The sequence below is a fragment of the Streptomyces sp. NPDC044044 genome (assembly GCF_056434405.1).
Window position 1 is genome coordinate 1 of record NZ_JBWKFG010000013.1, and the last position, 14,872, is coordinate 14,872.

Below are 14,872 nucleotides of genomic sequence, written 5' to 3' on the forward strand. Positions count from 1 at the left end.
TACATGGCCAAGCTGACCATCAACCCCGCCATCGCCCACGGCCTGGCCCACGAGGTCGGCTCCATCGAGGTCGGCAAGATGGCCGACATCGTGCTGTGGAAGCCCGAATTCTTCGGCGCCAAGCCGCAGTTGGTGCTCAAGTCCGGCTTCCCCGCCTACGGCGTCGTGGGCGACCCGAACGCCGCCACCGACACGTGCGAGCCTCTCGTCCTGGGGCCGCAGTTCGGTGCGTACGGCGCGACGCCCGCCGACATCTCGGTGGCCTTCGTCGCGCGGGCCGCCGTCGACCAGGGCAACGACCAGATGCCGACCCGGCGGCGCCGCGTCGCCGTGCGGGGCACCCGGGGCATCGGCCCCGCCGATCTGCGGCTCAACTCCCGCACCGGATCCATCGACGTCGACCAGCGCTCCGGCCTGGTCACGCTCGACGGCGACCCGGTGCGATCCGAGCCCGCCGACTCCGTGTCCCTCAACCGCCTCTACTTCCTGTAGTCCCCGTTCCGTCAGTCCTGTAGTCCGTCCCGTCAGTCCTTGCCGTAGGGATCACCATGACCTTCCACATGCCCGCCGAGTGGGCCCCGCACGAGCGCACCTGGATGGCCTGGCCGGGCCCCAATCCCACGTTCACCAATGAGCGTGAGCTCGCCGAGGGCCGGGCCGCCTGGGCGGGCGTCGCCCGTGCCGTACGCCGCTTCGAACCCGTCACGATGGTCGTCGGCACCGGCCAGAGCGAGTCGGCCCGCGCGCTCCTCGGCCCCGACATCGATCTCGTCGAGCGTGACCTGGACGACGCGTGGATGCGGGACATCGGCCCCACCTTCGTACGCGACGGCGATCAACTCGCCGCCGTGGACTGGATCTTCAACGGCTGGGGCGGCCAGGACTGGGCCCGCTGGGAGCACGACGCGAAGATCGCCCGGCACGTCGCCGACATCGCGGGCGTGCCCGTCCACTCCTCGCCCCTGGTCAACGAAGGCGGCGGCATCCACGTCGACGGCGAGGGCACGGTGCTGCTGACCGACACCGTCCAGCTCGACCCGGGACGCAATCCAGGGCTGACCCGCGAGCAGGCCGAGGAGGCGGTCCACGCCCGCATCGGCACGCGCAAGGCGATTTGGCTGCCGAAGGGCCTGACGGGTGACTACGGCCAGTTCGGCACCCGGGGGCACGTCGACATCGTCGCCGCCTTCGCCGCGCCCGGCATCGTGCTCGTCCACTCGCAGCAGGATCCCGCCCACCCGGACTTCGAGGTCAGCAAGGAGATCATCGGGGTGCTGAAGGGGCAGACCGATGCCCGGGGACGCACCCTGCAGATCGTCGAGGTGCCCGCGCCGACCGTCCTCACCGACGACGAGGGGTGGGTCGACTACTCCTACATCAACCACTACCTCTGCAACGGCGGCGTCGTCCTGTGCGCCTTCGACGACCCGCGCGACGAGGTCGCGGCCGGCATCTTCCGCCGTCTCTTCCCGGAGCGGACCGTGACGCTCGTGGACGCCCGTACGATCTTTGCCGGGGGTGGTGGCATCCACTGCATCACCCAGCAGCAGCCCAAGATCTAGCGTCAGACGAGTCACCGCAGGAGTCCCCGTGGCCCAGGCCGCCCGCCGGAAGAACGCACCACCGCGCGAGGACGTGCTGGCCGCTGCCATGGAGATGATCGCCGAGCGCGGCCTGGAGAAGCTGACCATGGCCGCGCTCGGCCGCGAGGTCGGCATGAGCAGCGGCCATCTCCTCTACTACTTCCGCACCAAGGACGAGCTGCTCCTGCGCACCCTGGAGTGGAGCGAGTCCGCGCTCGGCGCCGAGCGCGGCCGGCTGCTCGCCCGGCAGGGCACGGCCCGCGAGCGGCTGGACGCGTACGTCGACCTGTACGTCCCTGACGCCCCCGGCGACCCCCACTGGACCCTCTGGCTAGAGGTCTGGAACCGCTCCCTGAACGCCGACGAGGACGAGCGCGACCGGCAGGTCGCCATCGAGAGCGCCTGGCACCGCGACCTGGTGGCGCTGCTCGCCGAGGGCGTCTCGCGGGGCGAGTTCGGGGCCCTTGACCCCGACCGGTTCGCTTCGCGGTTGCGGGCGCTGCTCGACGGGTTCTCCATCCATGTGGCGATCGGCCTGCGCGGCACGGGACGTGACCAGATCCTCGCGCACGTACGGGAGTTCCTGGACGGAGCACTCGCCTCCGGCTCGGGGGACCCCGTTACCCCCGTCTAGGTTGTACGCGTTCCTGCGGATTGTGTGTGACCTGGCGGTGCGCTTGTATCCCCGTGGGCCTTCGGTACCGGGCCGGGGGGAATGACAGGTTTTGGGGGAAGCCATGTCCACTGCAAGACGCGTGTCCTTGAGCGCTTCACTGGTCGCGGCGCTCGGCGCCACCGTGTTACCGGCCGCGGCGCAGGCCGCGCCGCACGAGCCGTCGGCGCCGCCCGCACCGAAGGTGGAGCGCGTGAGCGTCGCCGCCGACGGGACCGAGGCCGACGGTGCCTCCCGCACCGCGTCCATCTCGGCGAACGGCCGCTACGTCGCCTTCTACAGCGACGCGGAGAATCTGACGGAGGGTCATCAGGGGCCGTACGACTGGGCGTTCGTGAAGGACCTGGAGACCGGCGAGGTCAAGCGCCTCAAGAACTCCATGGCCGCCCCCGTGATCAGCGACGACGGGCGGTACGCGGCGCACACCGGCTGGGGCTCGCACGGCATCAACGTCTTCCTCACCGACCTGAGCACGGGGGAGATCAAGCAGATCGACGGCCGGGGCTTCAAGTACAGCGCGTCCTCGCCGTCCATCAGCGCGGACGGCCGCTTCGTCGCGTACGACCTGCAGCCGCAGCACCCCGGAGACCCCCAGCGGGTCGAGGTCTACGACCGCGAGAGCGACACCCGCGAGGTCGTCAGCGACGGACCGCCCGACTCGGCCCGCGACATGGTGGACCCGTCCATCAGCGCCGACGGCCGTTACGTCGCCTACGAGGACAAGGGCACCGGAGAGGTCTGGCTCCGCGACCGCACCACCGGCAGCCTCACCCGCGTCGACGACGGCACGCCGTCCAAGGTGGTGCAGGTCAACGGCCGTACGGTGGCGATGAACGGCTCGGACGGTGCCTACGTACGGGACCTGCGCACCGGAAGGGTCGAGCACTTCCCGGGGGCGAGCGCGCAGGCAGTCAGCCGGGACGGCCGTCAGCTCGTCTACGGGGTCCACGGAGACGGACGGTCGGACATCCGGCTGCGCCACCTGCCCAGCGGCCACGAGCGGACGATCGGCCACGGCGGAGCCGCCGCGGTGGGGGCGATCGCCGACAAGGGGCGCAGCATCGTCTACTCCTCGGACGACGCGGACATCGTGCCGGGGGACACGAACGGCGTGGGGGACGTGTTCAAGTGGACGGCGCGCTGACGGACGGCAGCTCCGGCATCTTCGTGCGGACAGTTCCACAAGGCCCGCAACCATAAGACCATCTCGCGCATCACAGACATTGCACGCACTGAATGCCGCGCCGCACCGAACGACGCATCCGTACTGAACGCGGCATCCGCACCGAACACCAAGAAATCACGGGGGACTTGACCATGCACAGCACCAAGCGCCGCGCCGCCCTGGCCGCCGCCGCACTCGTCGCCGCCGTCACGGCGACGACCCTGCCCGCCGCCTTCGCCGCGCCCGCAGCCGACGCGCCCCGCACCGAGGGCATCAGCGTCACGGCCGACGGCAAGGCCGCGAACGACCGCTCTGCGGGCGCAGTGATCAGCCGCGACGGCCGGTTCACGGCCTTCGACTCCGAGGCCACCGATCTGGTCGCAGGCGACACGAACGGCCTCGGCGACGTCTTCGTACGCGATCTGCGCACCGGAAAGACCGAGCGGATCGCCCTACAAGGGCGCGACGTCAGGAGCCCCTCGCTGAGCGCGGACGGGCGATACGTCGCGGTGGTCACCAGCCCCGCCGGCTCCTACTCGGACTCCGACGTCCGGCTCTACGACCGCAGGACCAAGAAGACCGAACGGCTCGACGTCGAGCTGCCCGACGGCGCCGCGGGCGCGGGCAGCGTCTCGCTGACGCCCGACGCCCGGTACGCCGTCTTCGACGTCAGCCAGAGCGCGGGCAGCCCCGGCGGCGTCGTCTTCCTGCGCGACCGGAAGACCGGCACGACCGAGCGGATCAGCGAGGCCGACCCGGCGAGGGAGGGGCGCACCGCGCACGGGGCGACCGTCAGCGACGACGGCAGCCGTGTCGTCTACGCGTACAACTACTTCAACGGCCCGCGCGGCGACGACTGGAGCGACGTCTGGCTGCGTGACCGCAAGACCGGTGAGCTGACGGAGGTCGACCGTTCCCACGACGGGTCGGAGACGGAGAAGGAGTCACTCGAACCGTCCATCAGCGGCAACGGCCGCACCGTCGTCTTCGAGTCCCGCGACACGCATCTCGTCCCGAACGACGACGACGTCGCCTGGAACGTCTTCGTGCACGACGTCGCATCCGGAAAGAACCAGCGGATCCACGGCACGCAGGGCGGCCCCGGCGAGGTCTACACCCGCTCGCCCGCGATCAGCGCCGACGGCCGCAGGCTGACGTTCATGTCGGAGCTCACCGAAGCCGGATCGGAGTACGGCAAGGAGTGGCCCGTCTATCTGCGGGACCTGAAGAAGGGCAGCACCACGCTCGTCACCCCGGACACCACGGGCGGCGCGGCCTCGGCCCAGGTCGCCCCCGGCGGCATCTCGGCCGACGGCCGCCGCGTCGCCTTCCTCTCCGGTGACGCCTCGCTCCTGAGCGGCGACACCAATGACGGCTACGACACGTTCGTGCGCCACGTGCGCTGACGTCCTGTGGCATGCGGGCGGCGCGTCCCACGCGCCGCCCGCATCGTGAGACGGGGCAGCGCGGTGTGTGCGCGCTGTGGCAAGCTGCCACCGTGCTCTCGTTCGCCATGATTATTGGCAGCAGGCGCGCCGGTCCGCAGTGACCGTCTCGTACCACCATGTACGGGCGGACACCGTCGTCTCTCGACCCGCGCGCAAACCTCTCGTACCCACGAGGGGTTTTTTCGTTTCCTGGCCCAACATCAGCCGGACGCGGAGCGCGAGGGATCATTGAGGCGGTGGAGCCGGTCATTCCGGTAGACCGAGATCCGACACAGGAGCCAGATCAGCATGACGGAAACCAGCACACCCGACGATACGTTCCACGTCTTTGACACCACGCTGCGCGACGGCGCGCAGCGCGAGGGAATCAACCTGACCGTCGCGGACAAGCTGACCATCGCCCGGCACCTGGACGACTTCGGCGTGGGCTTCATCGAGGGCGGCTGGCCGGGCGCCAATCCCCGCGACACCGAGTTCTTCGCCCGCGCTCAGCAAGAGATCACCTTCCGGCACGCCCAGCTCGTCGCCTTCGGCGCCACGCGCCGCCCGGGTGGCTCGGCGGCAAAGGACCCGCAGGTCAACGCCCTGCTGGAGTCCGGCGCCCCGGTCATCACGCTCGTCGCCAAATCCCATGACCGGCACGTCGAGCTCGCTCTGCGCACGACCCTGGAGGAGAACCTGGAGATGGTGCGCGACACCGTCTCCTACCTCACCGGCCAGGGCCGGCGCGTCTTCGTCGACTGCGAGCACTTCTTCGACGGCTACCGCGCCAACCCCGAGTACGCGAAGTCCGTCGTCCGCACGGCCTCCGAGGCGGGCGCCGACGTCGTCGTCCTGTGCGACACCAACGGCGGCATGCTCCCCGCCCAGGTCCAGGCGATCGTGGGCACCGTGCGCGCCGACACCGGCGCCCGGCTCGGCATCCACGCGCAGGACGACACGGGGTGCGCGGTCGCCAACACCCTCGCCGCCGTCGACGCGGGCGCCACGCACGTGCAGTGCACCGCCAACGGCTACGGCGAGCGGGTCGGCAACGCCAACCTCTTCCCCGTGGTCGGCGCCCTTGAGCTCAAGTACGGCAAGCAGGTCCTGCCCGAGGGCTCGCTGCGCGAGATGACCCGCGTCTCGCACGCCATCGCCGAGGTCGTGAACCTCACCCCCTCCACGCACCAGCCGTACGTAGGCGTCTCGGCCTTCGCCCACAAGGCGGGCCTGCACGCCTCCGCGATCAAGGTCGACCCGGATCTCTACCAGCACATCGACCCGGACCTGGTGGGCAACCGCATCCGGATGCTGGTCTCGGACATGGCGGGCCGCGCCTCCATCGAGCTCAAGGGCAAAGAGCTCGGGATCGACCTGGGCGACGACAGAGCGCTGGTGGGCAGGGTCGTCGAGCGGGTGAAGGAGCGGGAGCTCAGGGGCTACACCTACGAGGCCGCGGACGCGTCCTTCGAGCTGCTCCTCCGCGAAGAGGCCGAGGGGAGGGCCCGGCGCTACTTCCGTGTCGAGTCCTGGCGGGCCATCGTCGAGGACCGGCCCGACGGCACGCACGCGAACGAGGCGACCGTGAAGCTGTGGGCCAAGGGCGAGCGCATCGTCGCCACGGCGGAGGGAAACGGCCCGGTCAACGCGCTCGACCGGTCGCTGCGCGTCGGCCTCGAGCGGATCTACCCCCAGCTCGCCAAGATGGAGCTGGTCGACTACAAGGTCCGCATCCTGGAGGGCAAGCACGGCACGTCGTCCACGACCCGGGTGCTGATCTCCACCAGTGACGGTGACGGTGAGTGGTCGACGGTGGGTGTGGCGGAGAACGTGATCGCGGCGTCGTGGCAGGCGCTGGAGGACGCGTACACGTTCGGTCTGCTGCGGGCGGGCGTCGAGCCGGTGGAGTAGTCGCTGGAGAACCGGTGGAGTGGTCGCCGGAAACCGGTGGAGTGGTCGCCGGAATTGAGGTCGTCCCGGACCGCCGTCGGGGGCCCGACTGAGTTAGCTTCGAAGTATGACCAATGGGACGAAGCGAATATTTGTCGCACTGTCCGGGCTTCTCGTGACCCTGGGTGCCGTGTCGCTGACCGCAGCGCCCGGGGCCGCGGCTGCCACCGGTGTCCCGGCGGTGGCCGAAGCCTGGGAGAAGAGCCCGGTGTACGTGGATCCGGACGCGTCGGACCAGCTGTCCGGGGCCGAAGCGGACGCCATCGCGGAGAAGATCAAGGACGCCGACAAGCCCGTGTTCGTGGCGGTCCTGCCCGCGGACTTCCCGAAGCAGGACCTGTTCCAGAAGCTGCGCACCGAGACCGGTGTGACGGGTGTGTACGGGGTCAGGCTCGGCGATGCGTTCAACGCGCGAGCGGACAGTGCGGTGCTGAGCAACGCGGCCGTCGCGAACCTCGTCACCACGTACAAGGACGTGGGCGACACCAAGACCCAGCTCAACGACTTCGTCGACCAGGCGGTGAAGGACGCGCGCGGCTCGGCGCCGGCTTCGTGGGACGACGCCGCGGGTTCTGACGGCGGCACTCCCGTGGGCGCGCTGATCGGTGTCGGCGCGGTGCTCGTCGCGGGTGGCGGGGCCACGTACGCGGTGGTCCGGCGCAACCGGCGGCGGAAGGCCGAGGAGCAGCGGGTCGCGCTGGAGAAGCTGCGGGTCGTGGTGGACGAGGACATCACGGCGTACGGCGAGGAGCTGGACCGTCTCGATTTCCACCCCGCGGAGGCGGGCGCGGACGACACGATGCGCGCGGACTACGAACGGGCCCTCGACTCGTACGAGAAGGCGAAGTCGTTCATGGCGGCGGCGGAGCGGCCCGAGGAGGTGCGGGCGGTCACCCAGTCCCTGGAGGACGGCCGCTTCTCGCTCGCGCTCCTGGCCGCACGACGCGAGGGTCGCCCACTGCCGGAGCGGCGGGCCCCCTGCTTCTTCGACCCGCGCCACGGCCCGTCGGTGAAGGACGCGCAATGGGCGCCGCGGGGCGGGGCCGAGCGGTCGGTCCCGGTCTGCCTGGCGGACGCGACGCGCCTCGCGGACGGGGAGGAGCCGATGGCACGGACGGTGACCACGGAGTCGGGGGAGCGCCGCCCGTACTGGGAGGCGGGCCCGGCGTACGGCCCGTGGGCCGGCGGCTACTTCGGCGGCGGCATGCTGCCGGGACTCCTGGTGGGCACGATGCTGGGCGGAATGATGGCGAGCCCGGCGTACGGGGCGGATTACGGGTCGGGGTACGGGGACTTCGGCGGCGGGGGAGGGTACGACGGCGGGGACTACTCGGGGTCGGACTTCAATCCTGGGGACTTCGGAGGCGGCGGCGACTTCGGGGGTGGAGGGGACTTCGGGGGTGGCGGGTTCTAGGGGCTTCGGCTGAGGGGGGGCGCGGCGCGGGGCCGGTCCTTCTGTGATGCCGGATCTGGGGTGCTGGGTCTGTGATGCCGGGTCTCTGAGGCCGGGGGTTGACGTTCCGGCAGTTTGACGAGACGATACGTATCGTTCCGTTGCTTTCCCGCCGACCCGGAAGGTCACCATGCAGCAGCAGTACGTCGAAACCGCCCCCGGCGTCCGCCTGTGGACGGAGCGGCGCGGTGCCCCCGGGGCCCCCGTGCTGCTCCTGATCATGGGTGCCCAGGCTTCAGGCCTCGGCTGGCCCGACGACCTGGTCGACGCGCTCGCGGCCCGGCATCACGTCATCCGCTACGACCACCGGGACACCGGCCGCTCCACCACCGCCTTCGACCAACACCCGTACCCCATCACCGACTTGGCCCAGGATGCTGTGGCGGTCCTGGACGGCCTCGGCGTCGAGAAGGCGCATCTGGTGGGCATGTCCCTCGGCGGCATGCTGACCCAGCTGGTCCTCGCCGACCACCCCGAGCGCGTCCTCAGCGCCACGCTGATCGGCACCTGCGCGCTCAGCGAGACCCCGTACGAGGCGCCGGACGGAACGCGGGTACCCGTCGGGGAGCTGCCCGGCATCGCCCCGGAGGTCCTGGAGATGTGGTCCCGCCCGGTCGAGGACAAGGGCCCGGAGGCCGAACTGGACCGCCGGGTGGAGCACTGGCGTGTCCTGAACGGTGGCCAACTCCCCGTCGAAGACGCGTACTTCCGCGATCTGGAGGCCCGGATCATCGCGCACACGGGAACCCACGTCGCCTCGACCGCACACGCCCGAGCCGACGACTCCCACATGCTCCGCACCGACGAACTGGCCGACACGAAGGTCCCCACGCTCGTCATCTCCGGCCCTGCCGAGCCGGTGTTCCCGCCCCCGCACCCGCACCACCTGGCCCAGGTCATCGGAGGCGGCGGCGCACGCGTGGTGGAGATCGCGGGCATGGGGCACGCACTGCCCCCGGCGGTGCAGGGCCCGCTCGCGGAAGCGATCCTGACGCACACGGACGCCGTCAGGTCCTAGCCGCGCCGTTCCGCAACCCCGTGAGCTCCGCGGACAGTTGCCAGAGGCGGGCCGCGGCGTCGGGGTCCGTCGCCCAGGGTTTGACGCCTCCGATCAGCATGTCCTGCGTGGTGGCGGGTTCCGCGATGTCGCAGTCCTGGCAGTACGCGCCGCCGTGGGCGTCCAGGAGCGGTGACGTCGCGGCCCAGACCGCCGTGGCCGCACCCTGCGCCGGGGTCTTGAATCCCTGTGCCGGTGTGCCGTCGGCGGACATCCAGCCCTGTGCGATCTGTTCCTCCCGGGGGATGTGGCGCTGCAGGGGAGTGAGGATGCTGCCGGGGTGTACGGAGTAGGCCCGGGGGCGGCTGGTGTCGGCCGTGCGCAGTGAGTTGAGGTGGACGGCGAAGAGCGCGTTCGCCGTCTTGGACTGGGCGTAGGCCAGCCAGCGGTCGTACCCCTCGTGGAAGTGCGGGTCCGTCCAGCGGATGTCGGAGAGGAAGTGGCCGGACGAGGCCACGGACACGACGCGTGCGGTGCCCGGGGTCAACGCCGGCTGGAGGAGGCCGACCAGGGCGAAGTGGCCCAGGTGGTTGATCGCGAAGTGCGACTCCCAGGTGCCGTCCGGGCCGACCCGGGTCTCGGGGCACGCCATCACGCCCGCGTTGTTGATGAGGATGTCGAGGGCGCGGTCCGTGGCGAGGAAGCGTTCCGCGAAGCGCCGGATGCTGTCCTGATCCGCCAGGTCAAGCGCCCGCACCTCCACGCGGTCCGTGCCCCGCAACGCCTCGCGTGCCGCGTCGGGCCTGCGCGCCGGGACGACGACGTGCGCGCCCGCCCGGCCGAGCGCCCGGGTGATCTCCAGGCCGAGTCCCGAGTAGCCGCCGGTGACCAGCGCCGTCCTGCCCGAGAGGTCGATCCCGGCGAGTACGTCGTCCGCCGTGCTCGACGCGCCGAACCCGCTGCCGATCCTGTGCTGTTGCGCTTGCCGCTGCTCTCGCTGTGTGGTCATGAGCGCGACGCTAGAACCTGGACCGCGCTCTAGGGCAAGGTGTGCCCTGACCGGCGGAGGGACCGTTCCGGGCGTACACGGACAATGGACAAGCGGGGGAAGACAGTGAGCGAGCACGGCACGAACGACACCACCTGGGCCATCCTCGACCGAGCGCACGCGGCCCTGCGCACGGCCGTCCGCGGCGTACCGGACGGGGACTGGGACCGCCCGACGCCCTGCGCGGAGTGGAACGTCACCCAGGTCCTTCAGCACGCCGCCGGCGACCAGCTCGGCTATGCCGCGTCCCTCACCGGGGGCCCCGGCCCCACGGAGAACCCGTTCACACCCTCCGGCAAGCTGACGGATTCCCCCCAGGCCCTGCTGGAACCGGCGCTCGCGGCAGCCGCGGCGGCATGGGGGACGGTCGACGCGTCGGCCCAGGAGGTACGCGTACCGATTCCGCCCGGCACCATGACGGCCGCCCTGGGCGTCGGCGCCTGCGCACTCGACGCCGCAGTCCACGCATGGGACATGGCCGTGGCCACCGGCCAACCCTCGCCGCTCGACGATGAGTTGGCGCAACCGCTGCTCGACGTGGCCCGGCAGGTGGTCGAGCCGGTCCGTGCGTTCGCGTTCGCGCCTGCCCTTGGGGCGGAAGCGGGTGGGGCGGAGAGGGGAGCGGCCGCCGAACTGCTGAGGTACCTCGGCCGCCGACCCGACTGGGCGTAGCCGGGGGGAGAGAGGGGGGAGGCTCAGGCGCTCTCCGACGGCGGCATGCGCCACCTCCCCGAATGTCCGGGCGGGAGCGCCAAGTCACGCCGGACCGCCTGGTAGTAGCCCTCGCGTGTGGTCCGCTGGCGGTCGAGCAGGGCGGACCACGCATCCGGATCGTGCGTGCCCGCGCGCAAGAAGCGCTCCATCTCGACGACCGTGAGCACCCAGACCCGCGCCTTGTCCACCACGTCCGGCGTGCCGAGCATCAGCAGCGCCTCTCCGGCCGGGTCCCGCGCGATGGAGGCTTCCGCCAGGCGGGGTGCTGCTTCCTCGGGGGTCAGGGGATGCGGGTGCGGGTCGTTGCCGAGGTGCGCCGCGACGCGGTAGGTGAGCGTGACCGCCTGCTTCACCACGCGGGCGTAGTCGCCGTACACGGCGAGCCGCCGCTCCTCCCAACGGGCGGCCTGCTCCCGCTGGAAGCGTGCCCGATCACCTCGGGTGATCGCCAGATACGACCCGAGCGCACCGACGATCACGCCTATCAGGGCGGGCAGTTGCTGTATGAACTCGACCACGCCCCGAACGCTATAGGACCCTCACCACACAGGTCAGACAAACAAGCCGCCCCACCACGGCCACACCACGAGTACGAGGCAACCCACCCAATCCCCCCGGCACACAGGCGAGTCGCCCCCCGCGCAAGCGGCACACGCGCTGAGGCAACCATCCACCGCCCAAACACACATCTACGAGACGACCCACCCAGTCCGGCGGGCACGCATGCGAGGCAACCCACCCAGTCCGCCACACATACAAGGCAACCCATCCACCTCGCCCGGGGCACATGCGGGAGGCGCCCCACTCACTGCCTCGGCACATATGCGAGGCAACCCACCCAGTCCGGCGGGCATGCATGCGAGGCAACCCATTCACCTCGCCCGGGGCACATGCGGGAGGCGCCCCACTCACTGCCTCGGCACATATACGAGGCAACCCACCCAGTCCGCCGGGCACGCATGCGAGGCAACCCACCTAGTCCGGCGGGCATGCATGCGAGGCAACTCACTCACCTCGCCCAGCGCACATGCGGGGGCGCCCCACTCACCACCCCGGCACAGATATACGAGGCGACCACCCACCCCCAGCACGCATGCGAGGCGCCCCCCACCCACCCCCAGCACGCATGCGAGGCGCCCCCCACCCACCCCACCCGGCACACATACAAGTCCACCCACCCACCCCACCCCGCATGCATGCTGCGGGGCAATCGGGTGGGTGGGTGGGAGAGATCCGCCGCGAAGCGGCGGCCCAGAACCCCAGCGAGGCTCAGGAGCCAGACTTAATCGCGGAGATGTCGAAGCTCAGCTTGATCTTGTCGGAGACAAGCACCCCGCCCGTCTCCAGCGCGGCGTTCCACGTGAGGCCCCACTCCGAACGGAGAATCTCCGCCTTGCCCTCGAAGCCGACCCGCTCGTTCCCGAAGGGGTCCGTGGCGGAGCCGTTGAACTCGAGGTCGATGGCCAGCGGCTTCGTGGTGCCGAGGATCGTCAGGTCACCGGTGATGCGGTAGTCGTCGCCGCCCAGCGCCTCCGCCTTGGTGGAGCGGAACGTCATCTCCGGGAACTCCTCGGTCTTAAAGAAGTCCGCGCTCTTCAGGTGACCGTCACGGTCCGCACTGCCGGTGTCGATGCTGTCCATCTTGACGTCGATGGAAGCCGTCGACCGGGACGGGTCCGCGCCGTCCAGGTGGAGCGTGCCCGCGATGTCGGTGAAGGAGCCCTTGACGTTCGTGACCATGGCGTGGCGTGCGACGAAGCCGATCGACGTGTGCGAGGGGTCGATCGCGTACTCGCCGGTCAGGGCGGCCAGATCCGGGTTGACCGGAGCGGGCGCCGTGACGGTGCCGACGGGGGAGGTGGCGGGGGAGGTGGCGGTTTCGTTCTTGCGGCCGAAGAGACCCATGACTGCTCCTTGGGGACGAGCTGCGAGCGGGAAAGCCGAGCTGCGAGCTACGGGGTGTGTCTGTTGAATGTTCAACGAGATTGACTCTAGCGCCATTCGGTTCAACATTCAACATCGAGCGGAACGTGTCGAAGTGATCACGCACCGCATGGGCTCAAAGTCCCGGCGCGAGGCGACATGTGAGGTGGATCTCACTCGCCTCTTTGTGAAATCCCTACAGCGCGACGGCCCTCTGAGCAGTCACTTCGGGCGCACTGGACTGAGCTTCTGTTCGGGGGTGCCAGGAAAACGGGCCGGAGACTGTTCAGAGTCGACGGTCCGTTTCCGTAGGCCCACTTCGTAAGGTCACTACATGACCGTTTTGGACGACACCGCTTCTCCCCAGGGCGAGCCCACCGACGCGCGTGGGCGTGTGGCCGAACTGCACGCGATCCGTGCCGAGGCGCTGCGAGGCCCGAGCGAGAAGGCGACGAAGGCCCAGCACGCCAAGGGCAAGCTGACCGCGCGTGAGCGGATCGAGCTGCTTCTGGACGCGGGTTCGTTCCAGGAGGTCGAGCAGCTGCGCCGGCACCGGGCGACCGGGTTCGGCCTGGAGGCCAAGAAGCCGTACACCGACGGTGTGATCACCGGGTGGGGCATGGTCGAGGGCCGGACGGTCTTCGTCTACGCGCACGACTTCCGCATCTTCGGCGGCGCGCTCGGCGAGGCGCACGCCACGAAGATCCACAAGATCATGGACATGGCCATCGCGGCCGGTGCGCCGCTGGTGTCCCTGAACGACGGCGCCGGCGCCCGTATCCAGGAGGGCGTCTCCGCGCTCGCGGGTTACGGCGGCATCTTCCAGCGCAACACCAAGGCCTCGGGTGTCATCCCGCAGATCAGCGTGATGCTCGGCCCGTGCGCGGGCGGCGCGGCCTACAGCCCGGCCCTGACGGACTTCGTGTTCATGGTCCGCGACACCTCGCAGATGTTCATCACCGGGCCGGACGTGGTGCGTGCGGTGACCGGCGAGGAGATCACGCAGAACGGCCTGGGCGGCGCGGACGTGCACGCCGAGACCTCCGGCGTCGCGCACTTCGCGTACGACGACGAGGAGACCTGCCTCGCCGAGGTCCGCTACCTCATCGCGATGCTGCCCTCGAACAACCGCGAGAACCCGCCCACCCACGAGTCGGACGACCCGGCGGACCGCCGCTCGGACGTCCTGCTCGACCTGGTCCCGGCGGACGGCAACCGTCCGTACGACATGACCAAGGTCATCGAGGAGCTCGTCGACGACGGCGACTTCCTGGAGGTCCACGAGCGCTGGGCCCGCAACATCATCTGTGCCCTGGCCCGCCTGGACGGCAAGGTGGTCGGCATCGTCGCCAACCAGCCGCAGTCCCTGGCCGGGGTCCTGGACATCGAGGCCTCCGAGAAGGCGGCCCGCTTCGTCCAGATGTGCGACGCTTTCAATATCCCGATCGTGACGCTGCTCGACGTCCCCGGCTTCCTGCCGGGTGTCGACCAGGAGCACGGCGGGATCATCCGGCACGGCGCGAAGCTCCTGTACGCGTACTGCAACGCCACCGTGCCGCGGATCTCGCTGATCCTGCGCAAGGCCTACGGCGGCGCGTACATCGTCATGGACAGCCAGTCCATCGGCGCTGACCTCACCTACGCCTGGCCCACGAACGAGATCGCGGTGATGGGTGCCGAGGGCGCCGCCAACGTGATCTTCCGTCGGCAGATCGCCGCCGCCGAGGACCCCGAGGCGATGCGCGCGCGCATGGTCAAGGAGTACAAGGCCGAGCTGATGCACCCCTACTACGCCGCCGAGCGAGGCCTGGTCGACGACGTCATCGACCCCGCGGCCACGCGTGAGGTGCTGATCAGCTCCCTCGCGATGCTCCGCAACAAGCATGCTGACCTGCCGTCGCGCAAGCACGGCAACCCCCCGCAGTAATCCTGCAGT

13 protein-coding genes are annotated in these 14,872 nt (G+C 70.2%); 10 read left to right on the forward strand and 3 right to left on the reverse strand.

What is annotated here, in order from left to right; translation table 11 throughout:
• The 8 genes from AC07AG_RS38845 to AC07AG_RS38880 all read left to right on the forward strand — a co-directional run.
• Nucleotides 1–492: amidohydrolase family protein (locus tag AC07AG_RS38845; protein ID WP_478761488.1), on the forward strand; the 492-nt coding region annotated here is incomplete at its 5' end.
• A 56-nt stretch (nucleotides 493–548) separates the two neighbouring features.
• Nucleotides 549–1,562 (forward strand): agmatine deiminase family protein, encoded by a 1,014-nt coding sequence (locus AC07AG_RS38850; RefSeq protein ID WP_478761489.1) that lies wholly within the window; start codon nucleotides 549–551, stop codon nucleotides 1,560–1,562.
• Between the two features lie 88 nt (nucleotides 1,563–1,650).
• A complete protein-coding gene (locus AC07AG_RS38855; protein ID WP_478761700.1) occupies nucleotides 1,651–2,217 on the forward strand; it encodes a TetR/AcrR family transcriptional regulator in 567 nt (188 codons plus the stop codon).
• 121 nt (nucleotides 2,218–2,338) lie between these two features.
• Nucleotides 2,339–3,400, forward strand: coding sequence for a TolB family protein (locus AC07AG_RS38860; protein WP_478761702.1), 1,062 nt, complete (start codon nucleotides 2,339–2,341; stop codon nucleotides 3,398–3,400).
• A 173-nt stretch (nucleotides 3,401–3,573) separates the two neighbouring features.
• Nucleotides 3,574–4,827, forward strand: a complete 1,254-nt coding sequence (locus AC07AG_RS38865; RefSeq protein ID WP_478761490.1) for a TolB family protein — start codon at nucleotides 3,574–3,576, stop codon at nucleotides 4,825–4,827.
• Nucleotides 4,828–5,157: 330 nt separating this feature from the next.
• On the forward strand, nucleotides 5,158–6,762 hold the full coding sequence (cimA, locus tag AC07AG_RS38870; RefSeq protein WP_478761491.1) for a citramalate synthase: 1,605 nt from the start codon (nucleotides 5,158–5,160) through the stop codon (nucleotides 6,760–6,762).
• Nucleotides 6,763–6,868: 106 nt separating this feature from the next.
• Nucleotides 6,869–8,215: a hypothetical protein gene (locus AC07AG_RS38875; protein ID WP_478761492.1), complete on the forward strand. Its 1,347-nt coding sequence runs from the start codon at nucleotides 6,869–6,871 to the stop codon at nucleotides 8,213–8,215.
• Nucleotides 8,216–8,384: 169 nt separating this feature from the next.
• On the forward strand, nucleotides 8,385–9,272 hold the full coding sequence (locus AC07AG_RS38880) for an alpha/beta fold hydrolase (RefSeq protein ID WP_478761493.1): 888 nt from the start codon (nucleotides 8,385–8,387) through the stop codon (nucleotides 9,270–9,272).
• Here the strand turns inward: AC07AG_RS38880 and AC07AG_RS38885 are convergent.
• The gene (locus tag AC07AG_RS38885) at nucleotides 9,262–10,260 is read right to left on the reverse strand and encodes an SDR family NAD(P)-dependent oxidoreductase (protein ID WP_478761494.1); all 999 of its coding nucleotides are present in this window, start codon (nucleotides 10,258–10,260) and stop codon (nucleotides 9,262–9,264) included. The genes AC07AG_RS38880 and AC07AG_RS38885 overlap by 11 nt on opposite strands.
• 105 nt (nucleotides 10,261–10,365) lie before the next feature.
• On the opposite strand from AC07AG_RS38885, the gene AC07AG_RS38890 reads away from it, so the two are divergent.
• Entirely contained in the window at nucleotides 10,366–10,971 is a 606-nt protein-coding gene (locus tag AC07AG_RS38890; protein WP_478761495.1) for a TIGR03086 family metal-binding protein, read from the forward strand.
• A 23-nt stretch (nucleotides 10,972–10,994) separates the two neighbouring features.
• On the opposite strand, the gene AC07AG_RS38895 is transcribed toward AC07AG_RS38890, so the two are convergent.
• Together AC07AG_RS38895 and AC07AG_RS38900 are read right to left on the reverse strand one after the other, a co-directional pair.
• A complete protein-coding gene (locus AC07AG_RS38895) occupies nucleotides 10,995–11,531 on the reverse strand; it encodes a hypothetical protein (RefSeq protein ID WP_478761496.1) in 537 nt (178 codons plus the stop codon).
• Between the two features lie 751 nt (nucleotides 11,532–12,282).
• Complete coding sequence (locus tag AC07AG_RS38900; RefSeq protein WP_478761498.1) at nucleotides 12,283–12,918, reverse strand: YceI family protein; 636 nt, start codon at nucleotides 12,916–12,918, stop codon at nucleotides 12,283–12,285.
• A gap of 352 nt (nucleotides 12,919–13,270) precedes the next feature.
• Between AC07AG_RS38900 and AC07AG_RS38905 the strand changes: the two genes are divergently transcribed.
• Nucleotides 13,271–14,863, forward strand: coding sequence for an acyl-CoA carboxylase subunit beta (locus AC07AG_RS38905; protein WP_478761499.1), 1,593 nt, complete (start codon nucleotides 13,271–13,273; stop codon nucleotides 14,861–14,863).
• The last annotated feature ends 9 nt before the right edge of the window (nucleotides 14,864–14,872 follow it).

What these genes read in the sequence shown, in the direction of transcription:
- AC07AG_RS38850 (WP_478761489.1), top strand. Translation starts at nt 549, where the DNA reads ATGACCTTCCACATGCCCGCCGAGTGGGCCCCGCACGAGCGCACCTGG.
- AC07AG_RS38855 (WP_478761700.1), top strand. Translation starts at nt 1,651, where the DNA reads ATGGAGATGATCGCCGAGCGCGGCCTGGAGAAGCTGACCATGGCCGCG.
- AC07AG_RS38865 (WP_478761490.1), top strand. Translation starts at nt 3,574, where the DNA reads ATGCACAGCACCAAGCGCCGCGCCGCCCTGGCCGCCGCCGCACTCGTC.
- cimA (WP_478761491.1), top strand. Translation starts at nt 5,158, where the DNA reads ATGACGGAAACCAGCACACCCGACGATACGTTCCACGTCTTTGACACC.
- AC07AG_RS38875 (WP_478761492.1), top strand. Translation starts at nt 6,869, where the DNA reads ATGACCAATGGGACGAAGCGAATATTTGTCGCACTGTCCGGGCTTCTC.
- AC07AG_RS38880 (WP_478761493.1), top strand. Translation starts at nt 8,385, where the DNA reads ATGCAGCAGCAGTACGTCGAAACCGCCCCCGGCGTCCGCCTGTGGACG.
- AC07AG_RS38885 (WP_478761494.1), bottom strand. Translation starts at nt 10,260, where the DNA reads ATGACCACACAGCGAGAGCAGCGGCAAGCGCAACAGCACAGGATCGGC.
- AC07AG_RS38900 (WP_478761498.1), bottom strand. Translation starts at nt 12,918, where the DNA reads ATGGGTCTCTTCGGCCGCAAGAACGAAACCGCCACCTCCCCCGCCACC.
- AC07AG_RS38905 (WP_478761499.1), top strand. Translation starts at nt 13,271, where the DNA reads ATGACCGTTTTGGACGACACCGCTTCTCCCCAGGGCGAGCCCACCGAC.